Source organism: Chlamydiales bacterium, assembly GCA_016185065.1.
In the GTDB taxonomy this organism is placed as follows: Bacteria; Chlamydiota; Chlamydiia; order Chlamydiales; family Rhabdochlamydiaceae.
The window spans coordinates 122,447-141,979 of the sequence record JACPOL010000004.1 but is presented as its reverse complement, the minus strand read 5'-3'; the positions used below and the strand labels follow the sequence as shown (position 1 = coordinate 141,979).

Here is a 19,533-nt window from a genome sequence, read left to right as displayed (position 1 = left end):
ATGCCTGAAATTCACTACATCGACCGTCTCACAAAAAGAGAAGAGAGAGAAGAGGTCTACGGACGCTTCTACATCGAAACTCTGTATGGAAATGGCTGGATCTCTAAGCTTCTTTCGCTTCTCTTTTTAATACCTACGGTCTACTGCTCCTGCTTCTCCCGCCTCTATGGAAGCTTCCAGAAGAGCCGCTTAAGCCGCTACAAGATACGTCCCTTCATCGAAAAGTATAAAGTGGATGAGAAGGAGTTTTTGGAGCCCACCGACTCCTTCTCTTCTTTCAACGACTTCTTTATCCGTAAACTGAAACCCTCAGCGCGGCCAATGGCTCCAGGAGATGAGGTGGCTGTGCTGCCTGCAGATGCGCGCTATCTCGTTTATCCGAACATCGCACTTGCCGACGGATTTCTCGTAAAGAATAAGAAGTTTTCTCTAGAGAAGCTTTTGCAGAGCGAGACGCTAGCACAAAAGTATGCTCAAGGCTCTCTTGTCATTGCGCGCCTCTGTCCCCTCGACTACCACCGTTTCCACTTTCCCTGCGATGGAGTGCCTGAAGAGACGAGTGAAATTAAAGGGCCTCTCTTCTCCGTAAATCCCACTGCCTTGAAGAAGAATATCGAGATTTTGGCAGAGAATAAGAGGGCAATCACTCCCTTCCACACAAAGAACTTTGGAACGATTCTCTACATCGAAGTGGGCGCAACCTACGTAGGCACCATCCATCAGACTTTCGCTGCAAACGATCCTTGCCAAAAGGGAGATGAGAAGGGGTTCTTCTCATTCGGCGGCTCCTCTCTGATTCTTCTCTTTGAACCCTCTTGCATCCAGTTCGATCAAGATCTACTAGATGCCTCTCAGCGGAAAGTTGAGGTGCGCGCTCACTATGGCCAATCCCTCGGCCACTCCCTTAAGAAATAAGATTTTAAGATTTTACACAGAGAAAGAGGAGAAAAAAACAGGATCCGCTTCGCTGGCAGGATCGGCGCTAACCGCGCCGGCAGGATAAGGGAAATTCCGGAGATCCTGCCGCCGTAGGCGATCCTGCCAGCGAAGCGGATCCTGTTAATATCTTTTCTTCTCCTCCCTTTCTGTGTCTCTGTGATCTCTGTGTAAATTCTTTTGCTTTCTTCTTATTTGGAGAGGTGGCAGCAGATGGGGCAGAGGTCGGGCTTGTGGCCGCGGGCAGGGCAGTAAGTGCGTGCGAAGTAGATGATCTGGAGATGTAGCTTATTCCAGCTCTCTTCCGGAAAGAGACGCTTAAGATCGCGCTCGGTTTCCACCACATTTTTTGCGCGGCTTAATCCCCAACGCTTTGCGCACCGGTGAATGTGCGTGTCGACGGGAAAAGCTGGGAGGCCAAACGCTTGTGACATGACTACAGAGGCGGTCTTGTGTCCAACTCCGGGAAGAGCTTCGAGCTCTTCAAAGCTGCTAGGAACTTTTCCTTTGTGATTTGTGAGAAGATCTTTTGAGAGTTGCAGGATCGCTTTTGCTTTGGTTTTGCTGAGTCCGCAAGGGCGGATGAGCGCTTCGATCTCTTCGACAGATAGATTTACCATCTCTCGCGGTGTGGAAGCTTTTGCAAAGAGGTGGGGCGTAACTAAGTTTACGCGCACATCTGTGCACTGAGCGGAAAGAAGCACAGCGATGAGCAGCGTATACGGGTCTCTGTGGCAGAGTGGAATTTCAGGGTGGGGAAAGAGCTTATTTAAAACTTTCTGAACTAGCTGCGCTTTTTCTTTTTTATTCATTTCCCTACACAAAATTTTGAGAAGATCGCGCTTAGAATATCTTCTGTGATATTTGTTCCAATAATCGTTCCAAGTTCGCTTAAGGCAGCGCGCATGTCAGAAGAGAGGAACTCGGGAGAGATTCCGGTTTTCAGGCCTGAAATGAGAGTTTCTAGATGGGCAAGAGCTCGGGCAAGAGCCTCTCTATGCCTGAGCGATGTGATCAGCACCTCCTCTTTTGAAGGGAGTCCGCTCTTCCAGATGAGCTTATCGATCTCTTCCTTCAGCTCTTCCAATCCCCTTCTCTCTTTTGCTGAGATGCAGATCGAGGGAAGAGTAGTTTGGATTTCAGGAGCAGCATCCAAAAGATCGATCTTATTCCAGATGATAAGCGCTCGCTTGCCTTGAGCTGCATCTAGAAGAGCCCTATCTTCATCCGAAAAACTCTGCGCAGCGTCGAAGACGAGCAGGACGAGATCGGCATCTAAAATGGCTTGTCTGGAGCGTGCGATGCCCTCCTGTTCAATGCGCTCGTCGGTTTTACGGATCCCCGCAGTATCTACGAGCCGGAAGTTTAGATCGCCAAGTGACAGGTCGGCTTCAAGGAGATCACGCGTTGTACCGGGGATCTCTGTGACGATAGCTCTCTCTTTGCCGAGAAGGGCGTTCATCAGAGAGGATTTCCCCGCGTTGGGAGGGCCTGCAAGACAGAGAGATAGGCCCTCATGGAGCCTCTTGCCATCGTAAAAGGTCTGAGAGAGTCTCTCCATCTTTTCGCGGATCTGCGTGAGCATTTCCACAACCTCTTCCATGGAGGCGAACTCGAGGCCCTCTTCGGGAAAGTCGACCCACGCTTCTAAAATTGCAGCGAGGTCCGTTAAGCCCCTTTGAAACTCGGAGATTGTTTTCGAAAGGGCGCCCTGCAGCTGCTGCTCTGCAAAGTGAAGTGCAAGCTCGCTCCGCGCGCCGATTAAATTCTGAACAGCTTCAGCTTGGGCAAGATCGAGCTTGCCATGCATAAACGCTTTAAAAGTGAACTCGCCTGCCGCTGCTGGCCGTGCGCCTGCTTGAATTACCCGTTGAAGCACTTTGCGCGTAATGAGGCTTCCTCCGTGGCAGTGGATCTCCACGGTGTCTTCTCCAGTGTAAGAGCGGGATCCGAGCATCGGCAGGAGAAGCACCTCATCGATGGTGCGGCCCTCTTCATCGAGGATGCGACCAAAGTGTGCTGTGTGCGACTGATAGCTTCTCACAGGCCCGGAGAAGATCTTCTCTGCAACGGAGAGCGCCTCTTTTCCAGAGATGCGGATGATCGCAACTCCGCCCTCGCCAGGAGGAGTGGCAACAGCGGCTATCGTGTCATCGATCTGGTAGTGGCGGTGGACGAATTCCATAAAAAATTTTCTTAAAAACTCCGTCCATCATACCCGATTCAGCGAAATACCTCCAGGAACTGAATAAAAAGAAAAACGGATTTTCTTTGATTGAGCGGAGCGAAATCCCTGGAGTGCGGTGCTCTGCACCGCCTTAATTTTTAAAGATTTGGCTAACGATCCTGCTCGAAAAAAGCCAAGGCGGTGCAGAGCACCGCACTCCAGGGACCTCTCTTCGTTCGGTCAAAGAAAGAGATTCAGCGGGAGATTTTGAGGGCTTGGGTGATGAGCTGGGAGAGCTCAAGAGATTCGCCGTTTGTATCAAGAACTGTTTTGACAGCGCGCTCGGCACGAGGTGCTGGATAGCCCAGATTGATTAGAGCCGCAATCGCATCTTCGATCATGAGATTTTTTTTGCCTGAAGGAGAGGTAGGCGCGCTTGGAAGAGAGAGTTTTTTTAATCTATCTTTAAGTTCTACAACTAGGCGTTCGGCGGTCTTCTTGCCGATGCCTGGGATCTTACAGAGAGCAGTAGCATTTTTTTGAGAAACAGCGAGCTGTAGATCGGCGATATCCATATGTCCAACCAGAGAGAGAGAGGTTTTAGGGCCAATTCCAGAGATCTGATTGAACTCTTCAAAGAGGTCGCGCTCACCCATGGAGAGAAAGCCAAAACGCCTCTGACTATCTTCACGGATAATTGTTGTGACATAGAGGAGCACCTCCTGGCCTTGAGGAGGAAGTTTCGCGTAGGTGCTAAAGGGGATATAGAAGCGGTAGCCTAGGCCTCCGACTTCGACCGTGGCCTTTTCTAGAGTTGATCCTGTGAGCTTACCGCGAACGTATTCTAACATCTTGTTTCTCCGTATGTGCGTGACAGACCGCAAGAGAGAGGGCGTCGGCTGCATCCTCGGGCTCTGGGATGGCAGAGAGATTTAGCAGTAGCTGCATCATCTTCTGCACCTGGCCTTTACTCGCTCCGCCATTTCCGGCTACTGCGAGCTTTGCCTTCGTTGGTGCATACTCGTAAACGGGTATCCCCATTTTTGCTGCCGCCAGCATCGCAGCGCACCTTGCCATTCCCAACTTCATTGCGCTCTGCACATTTTTATACACGAACTGGGTCTCTATTGCCATAGCGATGGGCTGGTATTTTTCAATCAGGGAGAGAATTCCTTCAAAAATCACCAGATAGCGTTCTGCCATCGGAAGCTTGGGAGCTGGCCGGATCGTCCCAAAATCGAGGGGCTCATACTTATTGGAACGGGCGTTAATAAGCCCATACCCCGTGATCCGGGTGCCGGGATCCACGCCTAAAATGACCCTGCTTTCAGATTCTTTCATGCTTTAATCATGCATAAGTTTTTTTGTTTTTCCAGAAAATCCAAGACTCTTGCTATTTTGGGGCTCATGATCTCTCTCAAAAATTTTCAGCCCAAGAATATTATCGTCCGCTTGCCCAACTGGGTGGGTGATCTGGTGATGGCGACGCCGATCTTAACCGATCTTCGAAAAGCCTATCCCGACGCCTATATCACAGCGATGGCGCGCTCTCCAGTCTGCGAACTTCTGCAGGAGAACCCCGAGATCAACGAGCTCTTCTGTTTCAGCAAGGGAAATACCTTTGGAAGGAGGGTTAGCAAAAGAAACCTGATCGAGAAACTGAGAAAGGGCAAGTATGATCTTGGCATTCTACTTCCTCACTCCTTTTCCGCGGCATGGTGGTTCTGGCAAGGTAAGGTAAAGTATCGTTTGGGCTATGCTGGAAATGGCAGAAGGTTGCTTCTCACGCACAGCATCCCCCTCCCTGCAACCATGGAAGAGCAGCATCTAGTCGTCACATACAAGATGCTTCTTGAACCCCTCGGAATTCCAATCTCTAATACCCCGCCCCATCTGCACCTCTCCCAGAAAGAGATCTTTCAAGCCCGGGAGCTGCTCCGTCAGCATGGCGTCTCCGAAAGCAGCCGCATTGTGGGAATTAATCCCGGAGCGACTTACGGCTCGGCAAAGTGCTGGCTGCCTGAGAGGTTTCGAGAGGTGACGATGAGACTCCTTCAGGATAAAGATCTCTTCATTATCTACTTTGGCGACCAAGCGAACGCTTCTCTTGTTAAAGAGATCTGTCAGGGCCTTCCTCCGCGGATCATCAATCTTGCAGGATTAACGTCGCTGCGCGAGCTCGCTTCTCTCATCAGCGTTTGCGACGTTATTCTCACGAATGATAGCGGACCGATGCACATTGCAGATGCTTTAGAGGTGCCAGTAGTGGCTCTCTTCGGTTCGACAAGTGAAGTCGTCACCGGACCCTACCGTTCGGGCATCGTGATTCACAAGCATGTCGACTGCTCTCCCTGCTACCAGCGCAAATGCCCCATCGATTTCCGCTGCATGAAGAAGATCGAGTCGGATGAAGTCACCGAGAAGATCTTAGAGCAGCTCGCTAAATCAACTTCTATTACCTCGCTAGGCAAATAGGTGACAATTAAGAAGATATGGCGCAAATGGGCTCCCAATCCCTTTGAGCGCACTCTGAGGCACGCCGCTAGCAGAAACCAGACGCGCTTTCTCATTGTCTGGAACCGCGGGTTAGGCGACATCGCTTTAGGTCTCTACGCTCTTACTTTCCGCATACGCAAGCAGATTCCAGATGCCCAGATCACCTTTCTCACACGTCCAGATCTCGCCGAGGGTTTTTCGCTTTTAAAAGATGTGGAGCTCCTCGTTATTCCAGATTGGAAGAGAGGAGAGCCATGCAATGTTGAAGAGATGCTTCTCAAAGTGGGGAAGAGTCCCGCAGCGTACGATCTCATTCTAGAGAAGCCCGACCCGACCTACTGGCTGAAGTGGCAACTTGGCACGCTCACCCCCAAACTAGAATGGAGAGAGGAGTGGGATGCCCTATGCAACTCATTTTCTCTAGAAAAAGAGAGGATCTATATTGGCATCCAGCCACAAACGGAGACGGGTAGCCAGTATGGGTATGAAAAAAATTGGCCACTATCCTACTGGAAGGAATTGATCGAACTCCTTAGTTTAAGGAGAGATGTCAAAATCATCTTATTCGGACGGGAGGCCAACATGGATTTTTCAAATTTCGACCTGATCGATCTACGCGGCAAGACCTCTCTGCTCGAAATGCTCTCAATCATAAAAAATCGCTGCAGACAGCTCATCGTTCCAGATTCCGGCGTCCTCTCACTCTCCTATTTTATCGACGCTGAATTTCCTCTTCACATCATCTCGTTGTGGGCCGATCCACGCCAGGGAGTGCTTAAGCAGAATGTCGCCTCTCCAAATACTCAGCTCACCCACACTCCACTCATTGCGAGGGAGGGAGATCTTCGTAACCTATCTGTACAAGAGATCGAGGGCGCTGCATGCTCAAAGATCTGATTTTGGAATATCTTACAGCGCTTGGACAGAAGCAGCTCTACATGGGAGTCGAGGGGCTCTCTCCCTCGCAGCAGGAGCGTTTTTTAGCGCAGCTTAAAAAATATGATGCTCATCTTCTCAAAAGACAGAGAGAAGCTCTCTTTCGCAAACCCACTATTCCAGCACAAGTAGAACCCCTAAAAGCATTCGACCAGTCGGGCTCAAAAGAGGATCAGGAGAGAGGAAGAGAACTTCTAGCCAAAGGAAAGGTCGGCTGTCTGATTTTGGCCGGAGGGCATGGCTCGCGACTCGGTTCGAATCTACCCAAAGGCGTTGTTCCTTTAACACCTGTAAGTAAAAAGGGGCTTCTTCAGCTCTTTCTGGAAAAGGCGGCTGCCGCAGCAAAGCAGGGCGGGGCTCCTCTTCCTGTTGCCATCATGACCTCGCCCCTAAATCACAACGAGACGCTCTCTTTTTTAGAGAGGAATAAGAGATTCGGATTAAGAGAAGAGCACTGCTCCTTTTTTTTGCAGTCGACCCTTCCCTACCTCGATGACGCGGGAAATTGGGTACTCGAGGCGCCTGGCCTTCTCGCTGAAGGGGCGGACGGCAACGGAGGCACTCTTTCTAACTTTTTCAATTCTGGAATCTGGGCAAAGTGGAAGCAGATCGGCATCGAGTATGTGAATGTTATTCCCGTAGATAATCCGCTGTGCGACCCGTTTGATGCAGAGGGGGTGGGCTACTTGATGCGGACCAAGTGCGAGGCGTTAATCAAGGGGATTTTGCGACGCAATAAAGAGGAGAAGGTAGGAGTAATCGGAAGTGTAAAAGATCATCTCAAAGTAGTCGAGTACACAGAGCTTCCAGAAAATGAGAAGGCCGCAGTCACAGCCGATGGATCGCTGCTCTGGAAGATAGCGAACGCTGGGCTCTTCTGCTTCACAATGGATTTTATCGAATCTCTTGCGAGGAACCCACATTTCTTTCTTCCCTGGCATATGGCAAACAAGAGCACCAGAGTGATGGTAGAGAACTCTACAGGCGGCCATCAAGAGACGGTAAAAGTATGGAAGTGCGAGAGTTTTATCTTTGACGTATTAAACTTCACCACACGCGCTAGATCTCTCGTCTATCCCAGAGAGGAGATCTTTGCTCCACTCAAGAATGCGACAGGAAGCGATAGCTTTGAAACGGTGCAGAGAGCGCTCCTTGAAAAGGACCGCCATATCATTAAACAGATTACAGGAAGAGAGCCCCCTTCAAGGCTCTTTGAGCTAGATCAAGCCTTCTACTACCCCACTCCCGACCTGCTCCAGAAATGGAAGGGGAGAGAGCTCCCCCAAGACCAGGAGTACATCCTTCCTTAAAACCTTAAGATCGAAATGAATTCTCGAAAGCTCTGACCTGTAATATCTCCATTGGGCCAGTGCCTATGTTATTCAATCCGCCAAAAAGCAACTTCAATGCGATGTATCGTAGTTTACTATGTTCATCATTTGGGGAAACGCAAGCCAAGAGAAACCCCACGACAGTCTGAATGATCCCTAGCACGAGTCGGCAGCTACCAGATACGGCCGAGAAGATCCAAATTTTACCCAGGAGATCAAAGACGTCATTCACGCACCTGAATAGACTGTCTACTTTTTCGCGGAAAGGAGTGAACAGGCGTTCTTTTTCAATTCGATCTCGAATAAATTGTCGGCCGGCAGCTTGTACATATCGTATCCCCTCTTCTCTCGATAGGGGACCTCGTTGTGCTAGTATTGCGCGATCGTTTATCGCTAGTTGTTGATCTTCTAGCAATGCATACTCGTATTCTGCGCGTCTTACTATCTTTTGTTCACTTTCTGCTCTTAATACCATTTTATGTTCCTTGTTAATGCGTTATAATAAACATTATATACTTTATTTGAATATAATGTAAATAATTATTTTAATTTATAAAATACTTATAATAAGTAGATTGCATCTACTAATTTAGCTAGAAAGCAGGTCGATAGGCGAAGGGATGGTTTAGGCGCCTTCTTGCTCAGGGGCCCAAGTTTGGTCAAAGTTAACCAGAGCGTCATCTTGGAAGGATTCAGTAGGAGAGTCGCACTCGGTTTCTCCGAGTAGATCTATGCCTGCTTCAGTGTATTCGCCGGTGATAGGTGCTGTTTGGTCGGCGAGCTCACGGGCTCTTCTTTCTTCATCAATTAACACGACATTTCGACCTTCGCTGTAGTAGCGGTCTCTTACCTCTTTTAAATTGGGCTTAAAGATAGCGAAGAGCTGTGCGGCTTCTAGTCCGCCGCGGAGGATATTTTCAATACCGTGCTCAATATAGGTTAAACCGCGTCCGGCTTCTTCTAGAGAAAGAAGAGCGTGTCCTCTACTATAACGAAGCGAATAGAGAGCATCGCATATCTTGAAGAGGAAGAAGAAGATGGCCCCTATGACCTGAAGTGAGCCGTAAACTGCACGTCCAGCACCTGAAAGAATGGATACGCCCCACTTTTTGCCTAGCTGATCTAACTTCATCTCGCCTTTAATCATCACGGCCTCCACTCGATCGTTGATTCGATGAGGGGATACGCCCGTTGAACATGAAGTATGAATAGGTTGGTTTATTGTTCTTCCCATAATTTTATTTATCTCCTTTTTATACACTTAATTATACTATTTAATTTATGATTATTCAATAAATTTATTAATTAATATCTTATTCGTAAGTTGTTTGTTGTTAGTTGGTTCCGAGCTGAGTTTGACGAGCTTATCCAAGTGTGGTAACGTGTGGCCTATTTGACTAGGGATTATAGAGTATGAAAATCGCCTTTCTCGGGGCTGGCACCTGGGGCTTCTGTCTTGCGTCTCTTCTGGCTGCAAAAGGCCATAAGGTCGTTCTTTGGACGGCGAATCCCGAAACTGCAAAGCTTCTTGCTGCCAAAAGGGAGCACCCAAAGCTTCCCGGGCATAAGTTAGATCCTAATGTCTTGATTACAAGTAATTTAAAGGAAGCTCTAGAGGGAGCCGAGCTTATCGCCGAATCGGTAACTTCAAAGGGAGTCCGCCCAGTGTTTGAGAAGGTAGTTGCTCTCGGAGGAGGCAACTGTCCGATCGTTGTGACCTCTAAAGGAATCGAGCAGGATAGCTGCCTGCTGCTTCCCGAGGTGATCTGCCAGGTAATCGGTGAGAAGAAGAGAGACCTCATTGGTGTTTTAAGCGGTCCGAGCCACGCCGAAGAGGTGATTGCAAAGCTACCGACTTCGATCGTCTCCTCCTCCTACCACCCTGAGCTCATGAACTCGATTCGAGATATCTTCTCAACGCCATTTTTCCGCATCTATCCAAACGCAGATATCGCAGGTGTTGCATTTGGCGGCGCAATGAAGAACATCATCGCTATCGCATGTGGAATTTCAGACGGGCTCGGCTTTGGCGACAACACAAAGGCGGCTCTCATGACGCGCGGACTTCACGAGATGCGCAAACTCGCCGTTACGAAGGGGTGCCGGCCTGAGACATTGAATGGCCTTTCAGGAATGGGAGACCTATGCGTGACCTGCCTCTCTACTCTCAGTCGCAACTATAAATTTGGACGTCTTATCGCAGAAGGTCTCGATGCTGAGGCAGCAAAGGATAAGGTCGGCATGGTAGTTGAGGGGGCATACACCGCTGTTTCAGCACTGCAGTTGGGTCACAAAGCATCGATCGACGTGCCGATTACCGCAGCCGTCTACTCTATTTTGTATGAGAGATTAAATCCTGCAGATGCAGTAAGAGCGCTTCTGCAGCGCGCTATCAAAGAGGAGCACCTTTGATCTACGGTCAGAAAGTCATTAAAGCAGATGAGATGGCGCGCATCGAGAAGCTCGCCTACGCAGAAGGCGCCTCAGATATCCAGTTCATGGAGAACGCAGGTGAGGCGATCGCAAGCATAGTCACAGGGTTCTGCCTCGTCCAGTCGATGCATAAAGAGGTGACGCTTCTTGTTGGAAAAGGTAACAATGGAGGAGACGCCTTTGCTGCGGGCAAGCGGCTCCTTGCAGAAGGCTTCTCCGTGGAAGCTATACACTTCTATCCCTACGAGGCCTGCTCTCCTCTCTGTCAGAAGCAGCACGACGCATTCAAAGCTGCGGGCGGCAAAATCTATCTCTATAAAAAAGATGCTCCAGACTTTCCTATTTTAAAAGGCCTTCTACTCGATGGTCTTGTCGGGACTGGATTTCATGGCAAGGCAGAGGGCGAACTCTTCGAAGCCATCGAGCTAGCAAATGCTTCGGGTCGGCCTATTCTCGCTATCGACATTCCCTCCGGTTTAAATGGAAACACTGGCGAAGTTGGTTCTATTGCCATCCATGCAGTGCAGACGATCTATCTTGGGCTGCCAAAACTAGGATTCTTCTTGAAAGAGGGGTGGAATCATATTGGCGAGCTTAGAGGAGCAGACTTTGGCATCGATGAGAAGTTTCTCGAAGAAGCAAAAGCAGCAGCTTTTCTAATTGATAGAGAGGAGTGCGTACACGCGCTTCCAAAGATCGAGCGCAATAGACACAAGTATCAAGCTGGTTACATTGTAGCCGTTGCAGGCTCTCGAGGATTTTCAGGCGCCGCTTTTCTTTCGACAAAGGCCGCTCTACGCACGGGCGCCGGCATCGTACGCCTCTTTCACCACTGGGATATGGAGAGCGAACTCGCAGGAGCGCCTCTTGAAATCGTTAAAGAGCCCATTTTAGAAAATGGCCTCAGAAGAATCCGCGAAGAGTGCATGCGCGCTAAATGCCTGATGGTTGGGCCTGGCATGGGTAGAACGAAAGAGAGCATGAAGCTCTTCAAGAGCCTTCTCTCTTACGACAAACCGATGATGGTTTTAGATGCTGATGCTCTCTACTTCCTCGCAGAAAATCCCTCTTGGAAGATTCCCGAAGGAGCTATCCTTACTCCGCATCGAGGCGAACTCGAAAGACTCCTCAAGGTCGCAAAGGTCCCAGATGAGGCTGCGCTTCACACACTCTGTCAAGAGTATGTCGACAAGAGAAAAGTGACTCTTGTTTTAAAGGGCGGACCGACCTTCATCTTCCACCCAGGTGCAGCTCCTCTAGTCTGTCTACGCGGCGACCCAGGCATGGCAACTGCAGGAACCGGCGATGTGCTCACAGGCATCATCGCAGCGCTTGTTGCACAAGGAGTCTCATCGCAATACGCCGCAACTCTCGGCGTGCTTCTCCACGGCATCACCGGAGAGATCGTCGCCCACGAAAAGGGCTCCTACAGCCTCATCGCCTCCGATCTCATCGAAGCTCTCCCCCTAGCCTTCTCCGAACTCCTCAGCTAAACAAATCTTCTCCTCTCTGATTGAGCGGAGCGAAATCCCTGGACTGCGGTGCTCTGCACCGCCCTCGTTTTCTGTCTTAGCAAAAAAACAGAGATAGAACAGGATCCTCATTATCCTGTAATTCTTTTTCCTAAAAAAATCGCGTTTGACTTTCTGAAAAATAGTTTTTAACATCGACGCGTTATTGTTCATCACCCATTTGAGTAAATATGAAAAAGGAAAGAGGTTTTAGAAATAGTATGCTCTTCTTGGTTGGAGCGCTTGTTTATTCTTTTTTATATTGGGCTACAAGTCGAAATCATGCCCATACATTCGGGGTCATCATTGTTGCTTTGGCCTGTGCCGTTCTATACAAATGAGAAAATAGTTCGGGCAAAAAGTGGATGAATGCACAAAGTGTGATTTCGATGTGTGCAGGAGTAGTTTTTGACTCATTGTCCGAAGGGTTCCCCTTCGGTTTTTTCTAAAGCAAGCGTGAGGAAGAAGAGGACCGGGCACCGGCACGGGCACGCACACGTTCACGAAAGAAAGACGTGAGAGGAGAATCGGGCACGCTTCTCTCATTCCCTCTCTTTCTCTCTTTCGTGAACGTGCCCGTGTGCGTGCCCGAGCCCGATCTTCTCTCCCCTCTCTTTAACTACTACTGCGACTGGTCGCAGGAGGTGTGGCGGAGCGCACACCATCCGACATGTCTATCTTGGCTAACAATAAAGTTTGTTCAACGGATTTTGTTAGGTTGCGCTTTCGTAGTAGGTTTTGTACCAGGCGATGAAGCGGGACATGCCCTCGGCGAGTGAGATCGAGGGGGCGAAGCCGAGCATCTTCTGGCTTTTTGAGATATCGGCATAGGTGGTGAGCACCTCGCCGGGCTGCATGGGCAGGAGATGGACCTTTGCTGGTTTTTTAGTCTCTTTTTCGATGATGGAGATTAAAGAGAGCAGCTCTTCGGGATGGTTATTTCCCAGGTTGAAGATTTCGCAGGGGGCGCCAAGATCTATTGCAGCGGCCGTTCCCTTCACGATGTCATCGATATAGGTAAAGTCGCGCTTCATCTTGCCATGGTTGTAAACTTGGATCGTCTCGCCGTTTAGGATGGCGCGCGTGAAAGAGAATGTAGCCATATCGGGTCTTCCCCAGGGGCCATAGACTGTAAAAAATCTGAGGCCTGTTACAGAGAGTCCGTAGAGATGGTGGTAGGAGTAGGCGACGAGCTCATTCGTTTTTTTTGTGGCGCCGTAGAGGTTGGCGGGTCTCTCGCAAGGATCCGTTTCAGCGAAGGGGATCTTCTCATTGTGGCCATAAACAGAAGAGGAGGAGGCGTAGATGAACTTCATCGAAGGGTAGCAGCGGACGAGTTCAATTATCTTTACAAAGCCATCGAGATTGGAGTGAACGTAGCTCTCAGGATGAAAAAGAGAGTGGCGCACACCTGCTTGAGCGGCCAGATGGACAAAGTGGGTGATCTCCTCATTCTTAACGATCTCTTCGATCTTTGAAGTGTTGCAGATGTCGCACTCTAGAACGGAGATTCCCTTTTCTTTTAATAGTTCGACGCGAGCATGTTTAAGCGCAGGGTCGTAATAAGCATTGAAGTTGTCGCAGCCAGTTACAAAGTCTCCTCTCTCTTTTAAGAAAAGAGCCAGATGAAAACCTATAAAACCGGCGATTCCTGTGATAAAGACGCGTTTCATAATTAGACCTCTTGCGCAATTCCATTTATTCGTTAAAATTGCACTTTTTGACAAATTTACCGCAAAATTTCTCGACCATATGTTTGCATATGTTCTCAAAATTTTGCGGCAAATTTGTATAAAAATTGCGAATTTTTCCAAACAAAGCGAATTACGCAAGAGGTCTATTGCTGAAAAAGCCCAAGATAGGATACAGATGTTCCTTCTCTTGTAAAATAAATGATCATTTTTTGCTATGAACCTATCCGCAAATTCTAAATTTTTGCCTTTTTCTTCATATTTGCGCGCTTCTTTTTTATTAGTAATTTTAATGCTTTTTTTTGCGGCTTGTACGAATCCTCCCTATAAAGGAGCGGATGTTCTGGGTGCGGATGAGTTTGTGATGGACTCGTATAAGATCCGCGATGGAAAGTTCTCAATTCTCCAATTAGAAGGGAAGGAGCCAGGCACGCTCTCTCCTCCTCTTCTTGAAGAGTATAGAGATGTGATTCAAGAGGGCGATATTTTACAGATCGCCATCTACCATCCGACGCGTCACGATATCAGCGAAGCTGTGCAGAGGATCGGGTCCACGGTGGGCTATCGAGTGGCAAGTGGAAAAGTTCTTCTCCCAGATCTCGAAGAGATCGAAGTTTCCGGGCTCACTCTTGAAGAGGCGCGAGGCAAGATCAAACAGAAGTACACTGAGCAGATCGCAGATATCGAAGTTTTCCTATCCTACCGCGACCGCATTGAACGAAAAGTGGAGCTTGCAGGTCTTGTTCAGGTGCCAAATATTCCCGTGGATGGACGCATTCGCCTCTTTGAGGTGATGTCGATCGCGCGCGTTCCGACACAGGCGAATTTTTTTAAGAGCTATGTCATTCGAGATAATCAGCTGCTTCCGGTCGACCTCTTCAAACTGATGAAAGAGGGGGACATGTCGCAGAATATCGTCATGAGGGGAGGAGATAAGGTCTATGTAGCTGATGCTTCGGCCTCTTCACTCATGGTGCTTGGAGAGGTGGGCAAAGAGCGCGTGGTAGATCTCCCAAATGGATTCATGACATTGCGACAAGCCTTAGCAGAAGCGGGCGGGATCCCTTCAACGGGTGATAAGGCGTATATACAGGTGATTCGCGGGAATGTGCTCAATCCGAAGATCTACACCTTGAACTGGAGGCATGTGATCCATCTTCCCAGCGACAGCATGCTCCTAATGCCCGGAGATATCGTCTACGTCGCTGCAACTCCAATGACCGAATGGAACCGCTTCGTGAATCAGCTAATGCCTACTCTGATCGGGTTCGATCTAGTCACAAGAGGAATAAGGGGCGTGGGGGTTAACGTCCAATGACAGAAATGCACGAAGAGCTGCTAGTTACTGCTGAAGACGTTCAAACTCTGCTAAGAAAGATCAAGCCGCAGTTAAAACGGTATGCGCTCTATGCAGCAGCGCTAGTCGTGCTTCTCTTCTCTCTAAAACAGCCTCTCTATCAAGCAACAGCCACCTTTAGACAGTCGACCGCTCAAGGAGAGCAGCGCTCTGAATTAAAGAGCCTTCTCCAGGCGATGAGCTCCGGAGAGCTCAGCAAGAGTGCGGGTGCTCTCATGTTCTCCCAAAAGCTTGGCCGTCCTGTAATTGAGAAGCTGGGGATGCAGGTTAGCGTGCACGAGAAGGGCCTTCTCACACAGATGGTCTCAAACCTCTGGGGAAATATCAGCGCAGATATTGGACTAAAAAGAAAAAAGAGCGCCAATTTTGTTTTTAGAGATGTCCTTTACGAAGGAGATGAGAGACTTGCTCTTTTTCTGCGCTTTCCTGAAGAGGGGATAGTTGAAGTTCTAGACAGCAAAAAGAAGGTGATGGGAGTCTGCAAGTTGGGAGAGCGGTTCCAGCATAAGAAGCTCTCATTCACACTGGAAAAAGCGCGAAAGAGCGCTTCAAAGAAGAAGCTCTATACAGTCACAGTCTCTCCCTGGACTGCTACGCTTAAACAGCAGATCAAACGCTTTAATATAAAGTCTTCGAAGCTGGATAAGAATATTCTAGAGCTTACTTACGCAAATTCCAATCGCAAGGTAGCAGCCAACTTTCTCAATATTATGATGGCCGCCTATCACGACTATCTAAAACTTGAGAATGATGATCTTGCAAATGCTCAACTCGCTTATCTCGATAGGCGCCAAGCAGAGCTCACCGCTTCTCTAGACGATGTTCTCGATGAGCAGTCCGAGTACATGAAGAAGAACCTGGGCAAAGATGGCTTTGTTGGCTTGAAGGAAGAGGTTGAAATGCTTGCAATTCCTAAGCAGGCCTACACCTCTAAGCTCTTCGATCTCGAAGTCGAACAGAAGAGGTTAAAAGGCGGCGCTCATGCCGATGCGCGCGCACCAACACTTTTAGATAGTCAGCAGAAGCACTACCACGATCAACTTACGAACGTCTCTCTTCAAGAGAGCTCCATGCAGGCCTCTCCGCTCACTCCAACCGAATTTCAAAAGATTGAAGAGGAGATCAGTAAAGAGCTGCAGGGAATTAATCTCAATACGGCGCAGAGCCTCTACGCCTCTTATCAGAATCAGCTCGATACTATTCAGAGCAAGATGCGCCAACTTCTCTATCTTAGAGACCGGATTCACGCCCCCGATTTTGAGATTAGCTCTCTTGAGCCGCTTTTAGAAGATGCTGTTGGCCGAGGTGTTGTGCAGAAAGCAGCCGATATCGCCTTGCAGCTCAGGGATCAGAAGAACCGCAGCATCAAAGAGATCTTGAGACTCAAAGAGTCGATGCAGCTCGAAAAGGACTTCCTGATAAACCACATCGATCAGACGATCGAACTGGACAAGCTCCGCGCAAAGCTCGTCGAAGAAAAAATCGGCTCTCTGCAGAGGATCTGTTTGAATCTTCTTGAAAAAGAGAAGGGGCTGATCGGAGAGAAGTTAGAAGAAATTAGCGTGAAAATGGAAGATCTTCCCGAGAAGTGGAAGCTTGAGAACCATCTGCGCTTTAAGAAAGAGCTCAGCATGGGTGTTATCGAGGGCATAAGTAAAGTTGTCGAAACAAAAAATCTGCACTATAACCTCTTCTACGTAGATTCGAAACCGATCGATCCTGCACTGATTCCAGCGCGCCTGAAGCCCTCCGGTCTTTTTCTCTCACTGATCATCGGAACTTTTTTTGCCGTTGCCGCACTCTCAATCTTTCAACTCGGAAGAGCCATTTCGAGGGGATTTGTCGTTACCTCAGAGAGTCTGCTTCATTACGGACTCACTCTGTGTGGAAAGCTCTCTCATTTCGCAGGAGCGCCTCTTAAAGAGCTAGGCCACTCCGATTTAGAGACCTTGCGGCGCATCACCTCTTTCATAGGAGAGAAGAGGAGTTCGAATGAGGCGCAGATGGCGGTAGTCGTAGGAGGAAGCTCTCTCGATACAGCTTTTAATCTCGCCGAACTTCTCTCTTTCGAGGGAAAGCGTGTTCTCCTCGTTCAATCCGCCTTTGACCGTCCCGTAACTCCAGAGCAGATTCCCGGTCTCTGGCACTATCTAGAGGGGAAAATCCAGGCAGCTCCCATACAGAGGAGAAAAACTTTCGACTTTCTCCCCACAGGCGGAACATCGAGACATGCAACAGAGCTTCTGAACAGAGCCTCTTTTAAACAACTTTTAGAACAGCAGAAGAGAGAGTATGATCTCATCTTGATCTATTCAACTGCCAAACCAGCTTTAAGTGAAGCGCACCTCTTTTTTAAGTATGCAGATGCTATTGTTGTTATGACCTCTGATGAGAAGATAGAAGAGCTTGCTCCCTATCGCAAGTGGAACCAAGCAAGAGAGAGTAGTGCACTGGGTTTTGTAATAGGTAGAGTGTGAAAAAAAAGAGAGTCTTAGTCACCGGCGGTGCGGGGTTTTTAGGGTCTCATCTCTGCGAGAGACTACTCCGCGATGGCCACCAGGTTATCTGTGTCGACAATTTTTTCACCGGCACCCGAGAGAACCTCTCTACATTTATCAATCACCCCGATTTTCAGCTTCTTGAGCACGACGTCTGCCTGCCGCTCTCTTTGGAAGTGGATGAGATCTACAACTTGGCCTGCCCCGCCTCTCCCATTCACTACCAGCACGACCCGGTCCAGACCATCAAGACCAATGTTCTTGGAGCCATCCAGATGCTCACGCTGGCATCCGAGAGGAAGGCGAAGATCTTCCAAGCTTCGACCAGCGAAGTCTATGGGGATCCTCTAGAACACCCCCAGAAAGAGAGCTATTGGGGGAATGTCAATCCCATCGGCTTTCGCTCCTGTTATGATGAGGGAAAGCGGTGCGCTGAGACGCTCTTCTTCGACTACTTCAGACAGCATGGCGTTCGCATCAAAGTCGGGCGCATTTTTAACACCTACGGGCCGCGCATGCATCCGAATGATGGAAGAGTCGTCTCCAACTTCATCGTTCAGGCGCTGAAGGGAGAACCCATCACCATCTACGGAACAGGAAGCCAGACCCGCTCCTTCTGCTATGTCGATGATCTCATCGATGCCTTCGTAAGATTCATGAGTACCGAGAGTGCAGTTACAGGACCTATCAATCTTGGAAATCCCACAGAATTCTCGATGCTTGAGCTCGCTCAGGAGATCCTGGCTCTTACAGGTTCCCGCTCCAAGCTCGTCTTCAAGCCGCTTCCAAGCGACGATCCCAAGCAGCGTAAGCCAGACATCGCCCTTGCGAAGCTCCTTCTCGACTGGCAGCCTAAAATCCCTCCACGCACCGGACTCCTCTCCACCATCCGCTACTTCCAGCAGATCCTCTAGCAGAAAAATCTCTTTTTTGGAGTGCGGCGACCCGGCGCCGCTTTTTTCAACATCGACTCGGCGATGTTTCTTTAAATAGGGAGAGATCGACAAGCCGATCTCGAGAAAAGCGGCGCCGAGTCGACGCACTCCAAAAAAGAAAGAGCGCTTTCTGTAATCAAAATTTTAATTATAATTATTTGCAGGTTGAGCTAGAGCTGTTTTTCTGGTATACTATTTGTTTAATCAATAGAGATTAGTTCAAAATGGCAACAGCTGTAGGCTTTACAAGCGCAATTACGTATGGGCAGCACGAAGATTTAACTTGGGATGAGAGGCTTTTACAAGGTGCAGATGACTACTTCTGTTTAACGGGAGATAAATTTGAAGTTGTTCCAGGATACATGATCGGTGAGGCTGAGGGGACAGTTTCTGTGCAGGAAGCTACCTCCTTTATGCTCACACTTCTAAAGGTTGTCTCCTACGCTACCCTCATTATCCCACTCATCATATTCGCCATTAAAGCCTTTCTGCGCTCAACGCACTCCTTCGTAGATCTAACCTCTACTCAAGAACCTGGACATACAATCACTCTTCGAATGAGACGCGCCATTCAAAGGTTGATGATGTATATCTGGGGAGGAGATGAGAGACCCGAACTTCACTGGTATAAAGGAAATGGGGGCACCTCGGTTTTTGGCTTAACATTTGCACCGGACCTCGTTTTTAAAATCGTTAGAGAAGAGTCTTCAAAAGAGCTCACTGAATCGCGTTTTGCAAAAGTAGTCAAAGCATGCGAGATTTGTGAACAGAATCAGTTGACCAATCTTTTTATTCCGACTACGCATCTGTTTGCTTTAGAAGCGGTATCTATGCCCGGCGGAGTGAGAGAAACGTTTTCTATAATCGCAGAGCAGCGTTTACCAGTAGAAGCAGATAGTGATGAGAATCACCGAGAGCGGTATCGTCAAACACCCAAAGAAACAATCAGAGATCTTGCAACTTTTATTGCACTTACAGGCTTTAGCGATGTGGCCCCACGCAATATTCAGCAGATCAACATTACCGAAGGATATAAAATTGCTCTATTTGACCTCGAGGAGATGACAGAGCCGGTAATAGGGTTCTGCGGAAGACAAGCGGGAGAGGGGCTCATCAACTGTCTAGAGACCGAAGAGCAGATTCAAGTAGCTCTTGAAGTTGCCGCGAAATATGGCATTGAACCTTCCGAAGTAAATAGGGTTGCTGCAACTCGCCTAGCGCAGCTTCGCTCGCGCGTCTAAT

At 48.8% G+C, this 19,533-nt stretch carries 16 protein-coding genes; 10 read left to right on the top strand and 6 right to left on the bottom strand.

Annotation, left to right across the window (positions count from 1 at the left end; translation table 11 throughout):
- The gene (gene psd / locus HYX48_02625; protein ID MBI2742793.1) at positions 1 to 915 is read left to right on the top strand and encodes a phosphatidylserine decarboxylase; all 915 of its coding nucleotides are present in this window, start codon (positions 1 to 3) and stop codon (positions 913 to 915) included.
- A gap of 212 nt (positions 916 to 1,127) precedes the next feature.
- Here psd and nth read toward each other — a convergent pair whose 3' ends face one another.
- The 4 genes from nth to ruvC all read right to left on the bottom strand — a co-directional run bounded on the left by nth (position 1,128) and on the right by ruvC (position 4,444).
- Positions 1,128 to 1,748 carry an endonuclease III gene (gene nth / locus HYX48_02620; protein ID MBI2742792.1) on the bottom strand — a complete coding sequence of 207 codons (621 nt, stop codon included), beginning with the start codon at positions 1,746 to 1,748 and terminating at the stop codon, positions 1,128 to 1,130.
- Positions 1,745 to 3,121 carry a tRNA uridine-5-carboxymethylaminomethyl(34) synthesis GTPase MnmE gene (gene mnmE, locus HYX48_02615; GenBank protein MBI2742791.1) on the bottom strand — a complete coding sequence of 459 codons (1,377 nt, stop codon included), beginning with the start codon at positions 3,119 to 3,121 and terminating at the stop codon, positions 1,745 to 1,747. The genes nth and mnmE overlap by 4 nt, the downstream gene beginning before the upstream one ends.
- Positions 3,122 to 3,357: 236 nt before the next feature.
- Positions 3,358 to 3,954 (bottom strand): Holliday junction branch migration protein RuvA, encoded by a 597-nt coding sequence (gene ruvA / locus HYX48_02610; GenBank protein MBI2742790.1) that lies wholly within the window; start codon positions 3,952 to 3,954, stop codon positions 3,358 to 3,360.
- Positions 3,932 to 4,444: a crossover junction endodeoxyribonuclease RuvC gene (ruvC, locus tag HYX48_02605; protein ID MBI2742789.1), complete on the bottom strand. Its 513-nt coding sequence runs from the start codon at positions 4,442 to 4,444 to the stop codon at positions 3,932 to 3,934. Before ruvC ends, ruvA begins: the two co-directional genes overlap by 23 nt.
- A 66-nt stretch (positions 4,445 to 4,510) precedes the next feature.
- Between ruvC and waaF the strand changes: the two genes are divergently transcribed.
- The 3 genes from waaF to HYX48_02590 are packed head-to-tail and all read left to right on the top strand — an operon-like array spanning position 4,511 to position 7,845.
- Positions 4,511 to 5,578: a lipopolysaccharide heptosyltransferase II gene (waaF, locus tag HYX48_02600; protein MBI2742788.1), complete on the top strand. Its 1,068-nt coding sequence runs from the start codon at positions 4,511 to 4,513 to the stop codon at positions 5,576 to 5,578.
- Positions 5,579 to 6,496: a hypothetical protein gene (locus HYX48_02595; protein ID MBI2742787.1), complete on the top strand. Its 918-nt coding sequence runs from the start codon at positions 5,579 to 5,581 to the stop codon at positions 6,494 to 6,496.
- Positions 6,481 to 7,845: a UTP--glucose-1-phosphate uridylyltransferase gene (locus HYX48_02590; protein MBI2742786.1), complete on the top strand. Its 1,365-nt coding sequence runs from the start codon at positions 6,481 to 6,483 to the stop codon at positions 7,843 to 7,845. Before HYX48_02595 ends, HYX48_02590 begins: the two co-directional genes overlap by 16 nt.
- 646 nt (positions 7,846 to 8,491) lie before the next feature.
- On the opposite strand, the gene HYX48_02585 is transcribed toward HYX48_02590, so the two are convergent.
- Entirely contained in the window at positions 8,492 to 9,100 is a 609-nt protein-coding gene (locus HYX48_02585) for a hypothetical protein (GenBank protein MBI2742785.1), read from the bottom strand.
- Between the two features lie 179 nt (positions 9,101 to 9,279).
- Here HYX48_02585 and HYX48_02580 point away from each other — a divergent pair, with 179 nt between their 5' ends.
- Together HYX48_02580 and HYX48_02575 are read left to right on the top strand one after the other, a co-directional pair.
- Positions 9,280 to 10,278 (top strand): NAD(P)-dependent glycerol-3-phosphate dehydrogenase, encoded by a 999-nt coding sequence (locus HYX48_02580; GenBank protein MBI2742784.1) that lies wholly within the window; start codon positions 9,280 to 9,282, stop codon positions 10,276 to 10,278.
- Positions 10,275 to 11,792 (top strand): NAD(P)H-hydrate dehydratase, encoded by a 1,518-nt coding sequence (locus tag HYX48_02575; protein MBI2742783.1) that lies wholly within the window; start codon positions 10,275 to 10,277, stop codon positions 11,790 to 11,792. Before HYX48_02580 ends, HYX48_02575 begins: the two co-directional genes overlap by 4 nt.
- Before the next feature lie 731 nt (positions 11,793 to 12,523).
- On the opposite strand, the gene HYX48_02570 is transcribed toward HYX48_02575, so the two are convergent.
- A complete protein-coding gene (locus HYX48_02570) occupies positions 12,524 to 13,483 on the bottom strand; it encodes a GDP-mannose 4,6-dehydratase (protein MBI2742782.1) in 960 nt (319 codons plus the stop codon).
- Positions 13,484 to 13,793: 310 nt separating this feature from the next.
- Here HYX48_02570 and HYX48_02565 point away from each other — a divergent pair, with 310 nt between their 5' ends.
- The 4 genes from HYX48_02565 to HYX48_02550 all read left to right on the top strand — a co-directional run bounded on the left by HYX48_02565 (position 13,794) and on the right by HYX48_02550 (position 19,532).
- Positions 13,794 to 14,819, top strand: a complete 1,026-nt coding sequence (locus HYX48_02565) for a polysaccharide biosynthesis/export family protein (GenBank protein MBI2742781.1) — start codon at positions 13,794 to 13,796, stop codon at positions 14,817 to 14,819.
- Positions 14,816 to 17,335, top strand: coding sequence for a hypothetical protein (locus HYX48_02560; GenBank protein ID MBI2742780.1), 2,520 nt, complete (start codon positions 14,816 to 14,818; stop codon positions 17,333 to 17,335). The genes HYX48_02565 and HYX48_02560 overlap by 4 nt, the downstream gene beginning before the upstream one ends.
- Positions 17,332 to 18,270, top strand: a complete 939-nt coding sequence (locus HYX48_02555; GenBank protein ID MBI2742779.1) for an SDR family oxidoreductase — start codon at positions 17,332 to 17,334, stop codon at positions 18,268 to 18,270. Before HYX48_02560 ends, HYX48_02555 begins: the two co-directional genes overlap by 4 nt.
- A 245-nt stretch (positions 18,271 to 18,515) precedes the next feature.
- The gene (locus HYX48_02550) at positions 18,516 to 19,532 is read left to right on the top strand and encodes a hypothetical protein (protein ID MBI2742778.1); all 1,017 of its coding nucleotides are present in this window, start codon (positions 18,516 to 18,518) and stop codon (positions 19,530 to 19,532) included.
- The last annotated feature ends 1 nt before the right edge of the window (position 19,533 follow it).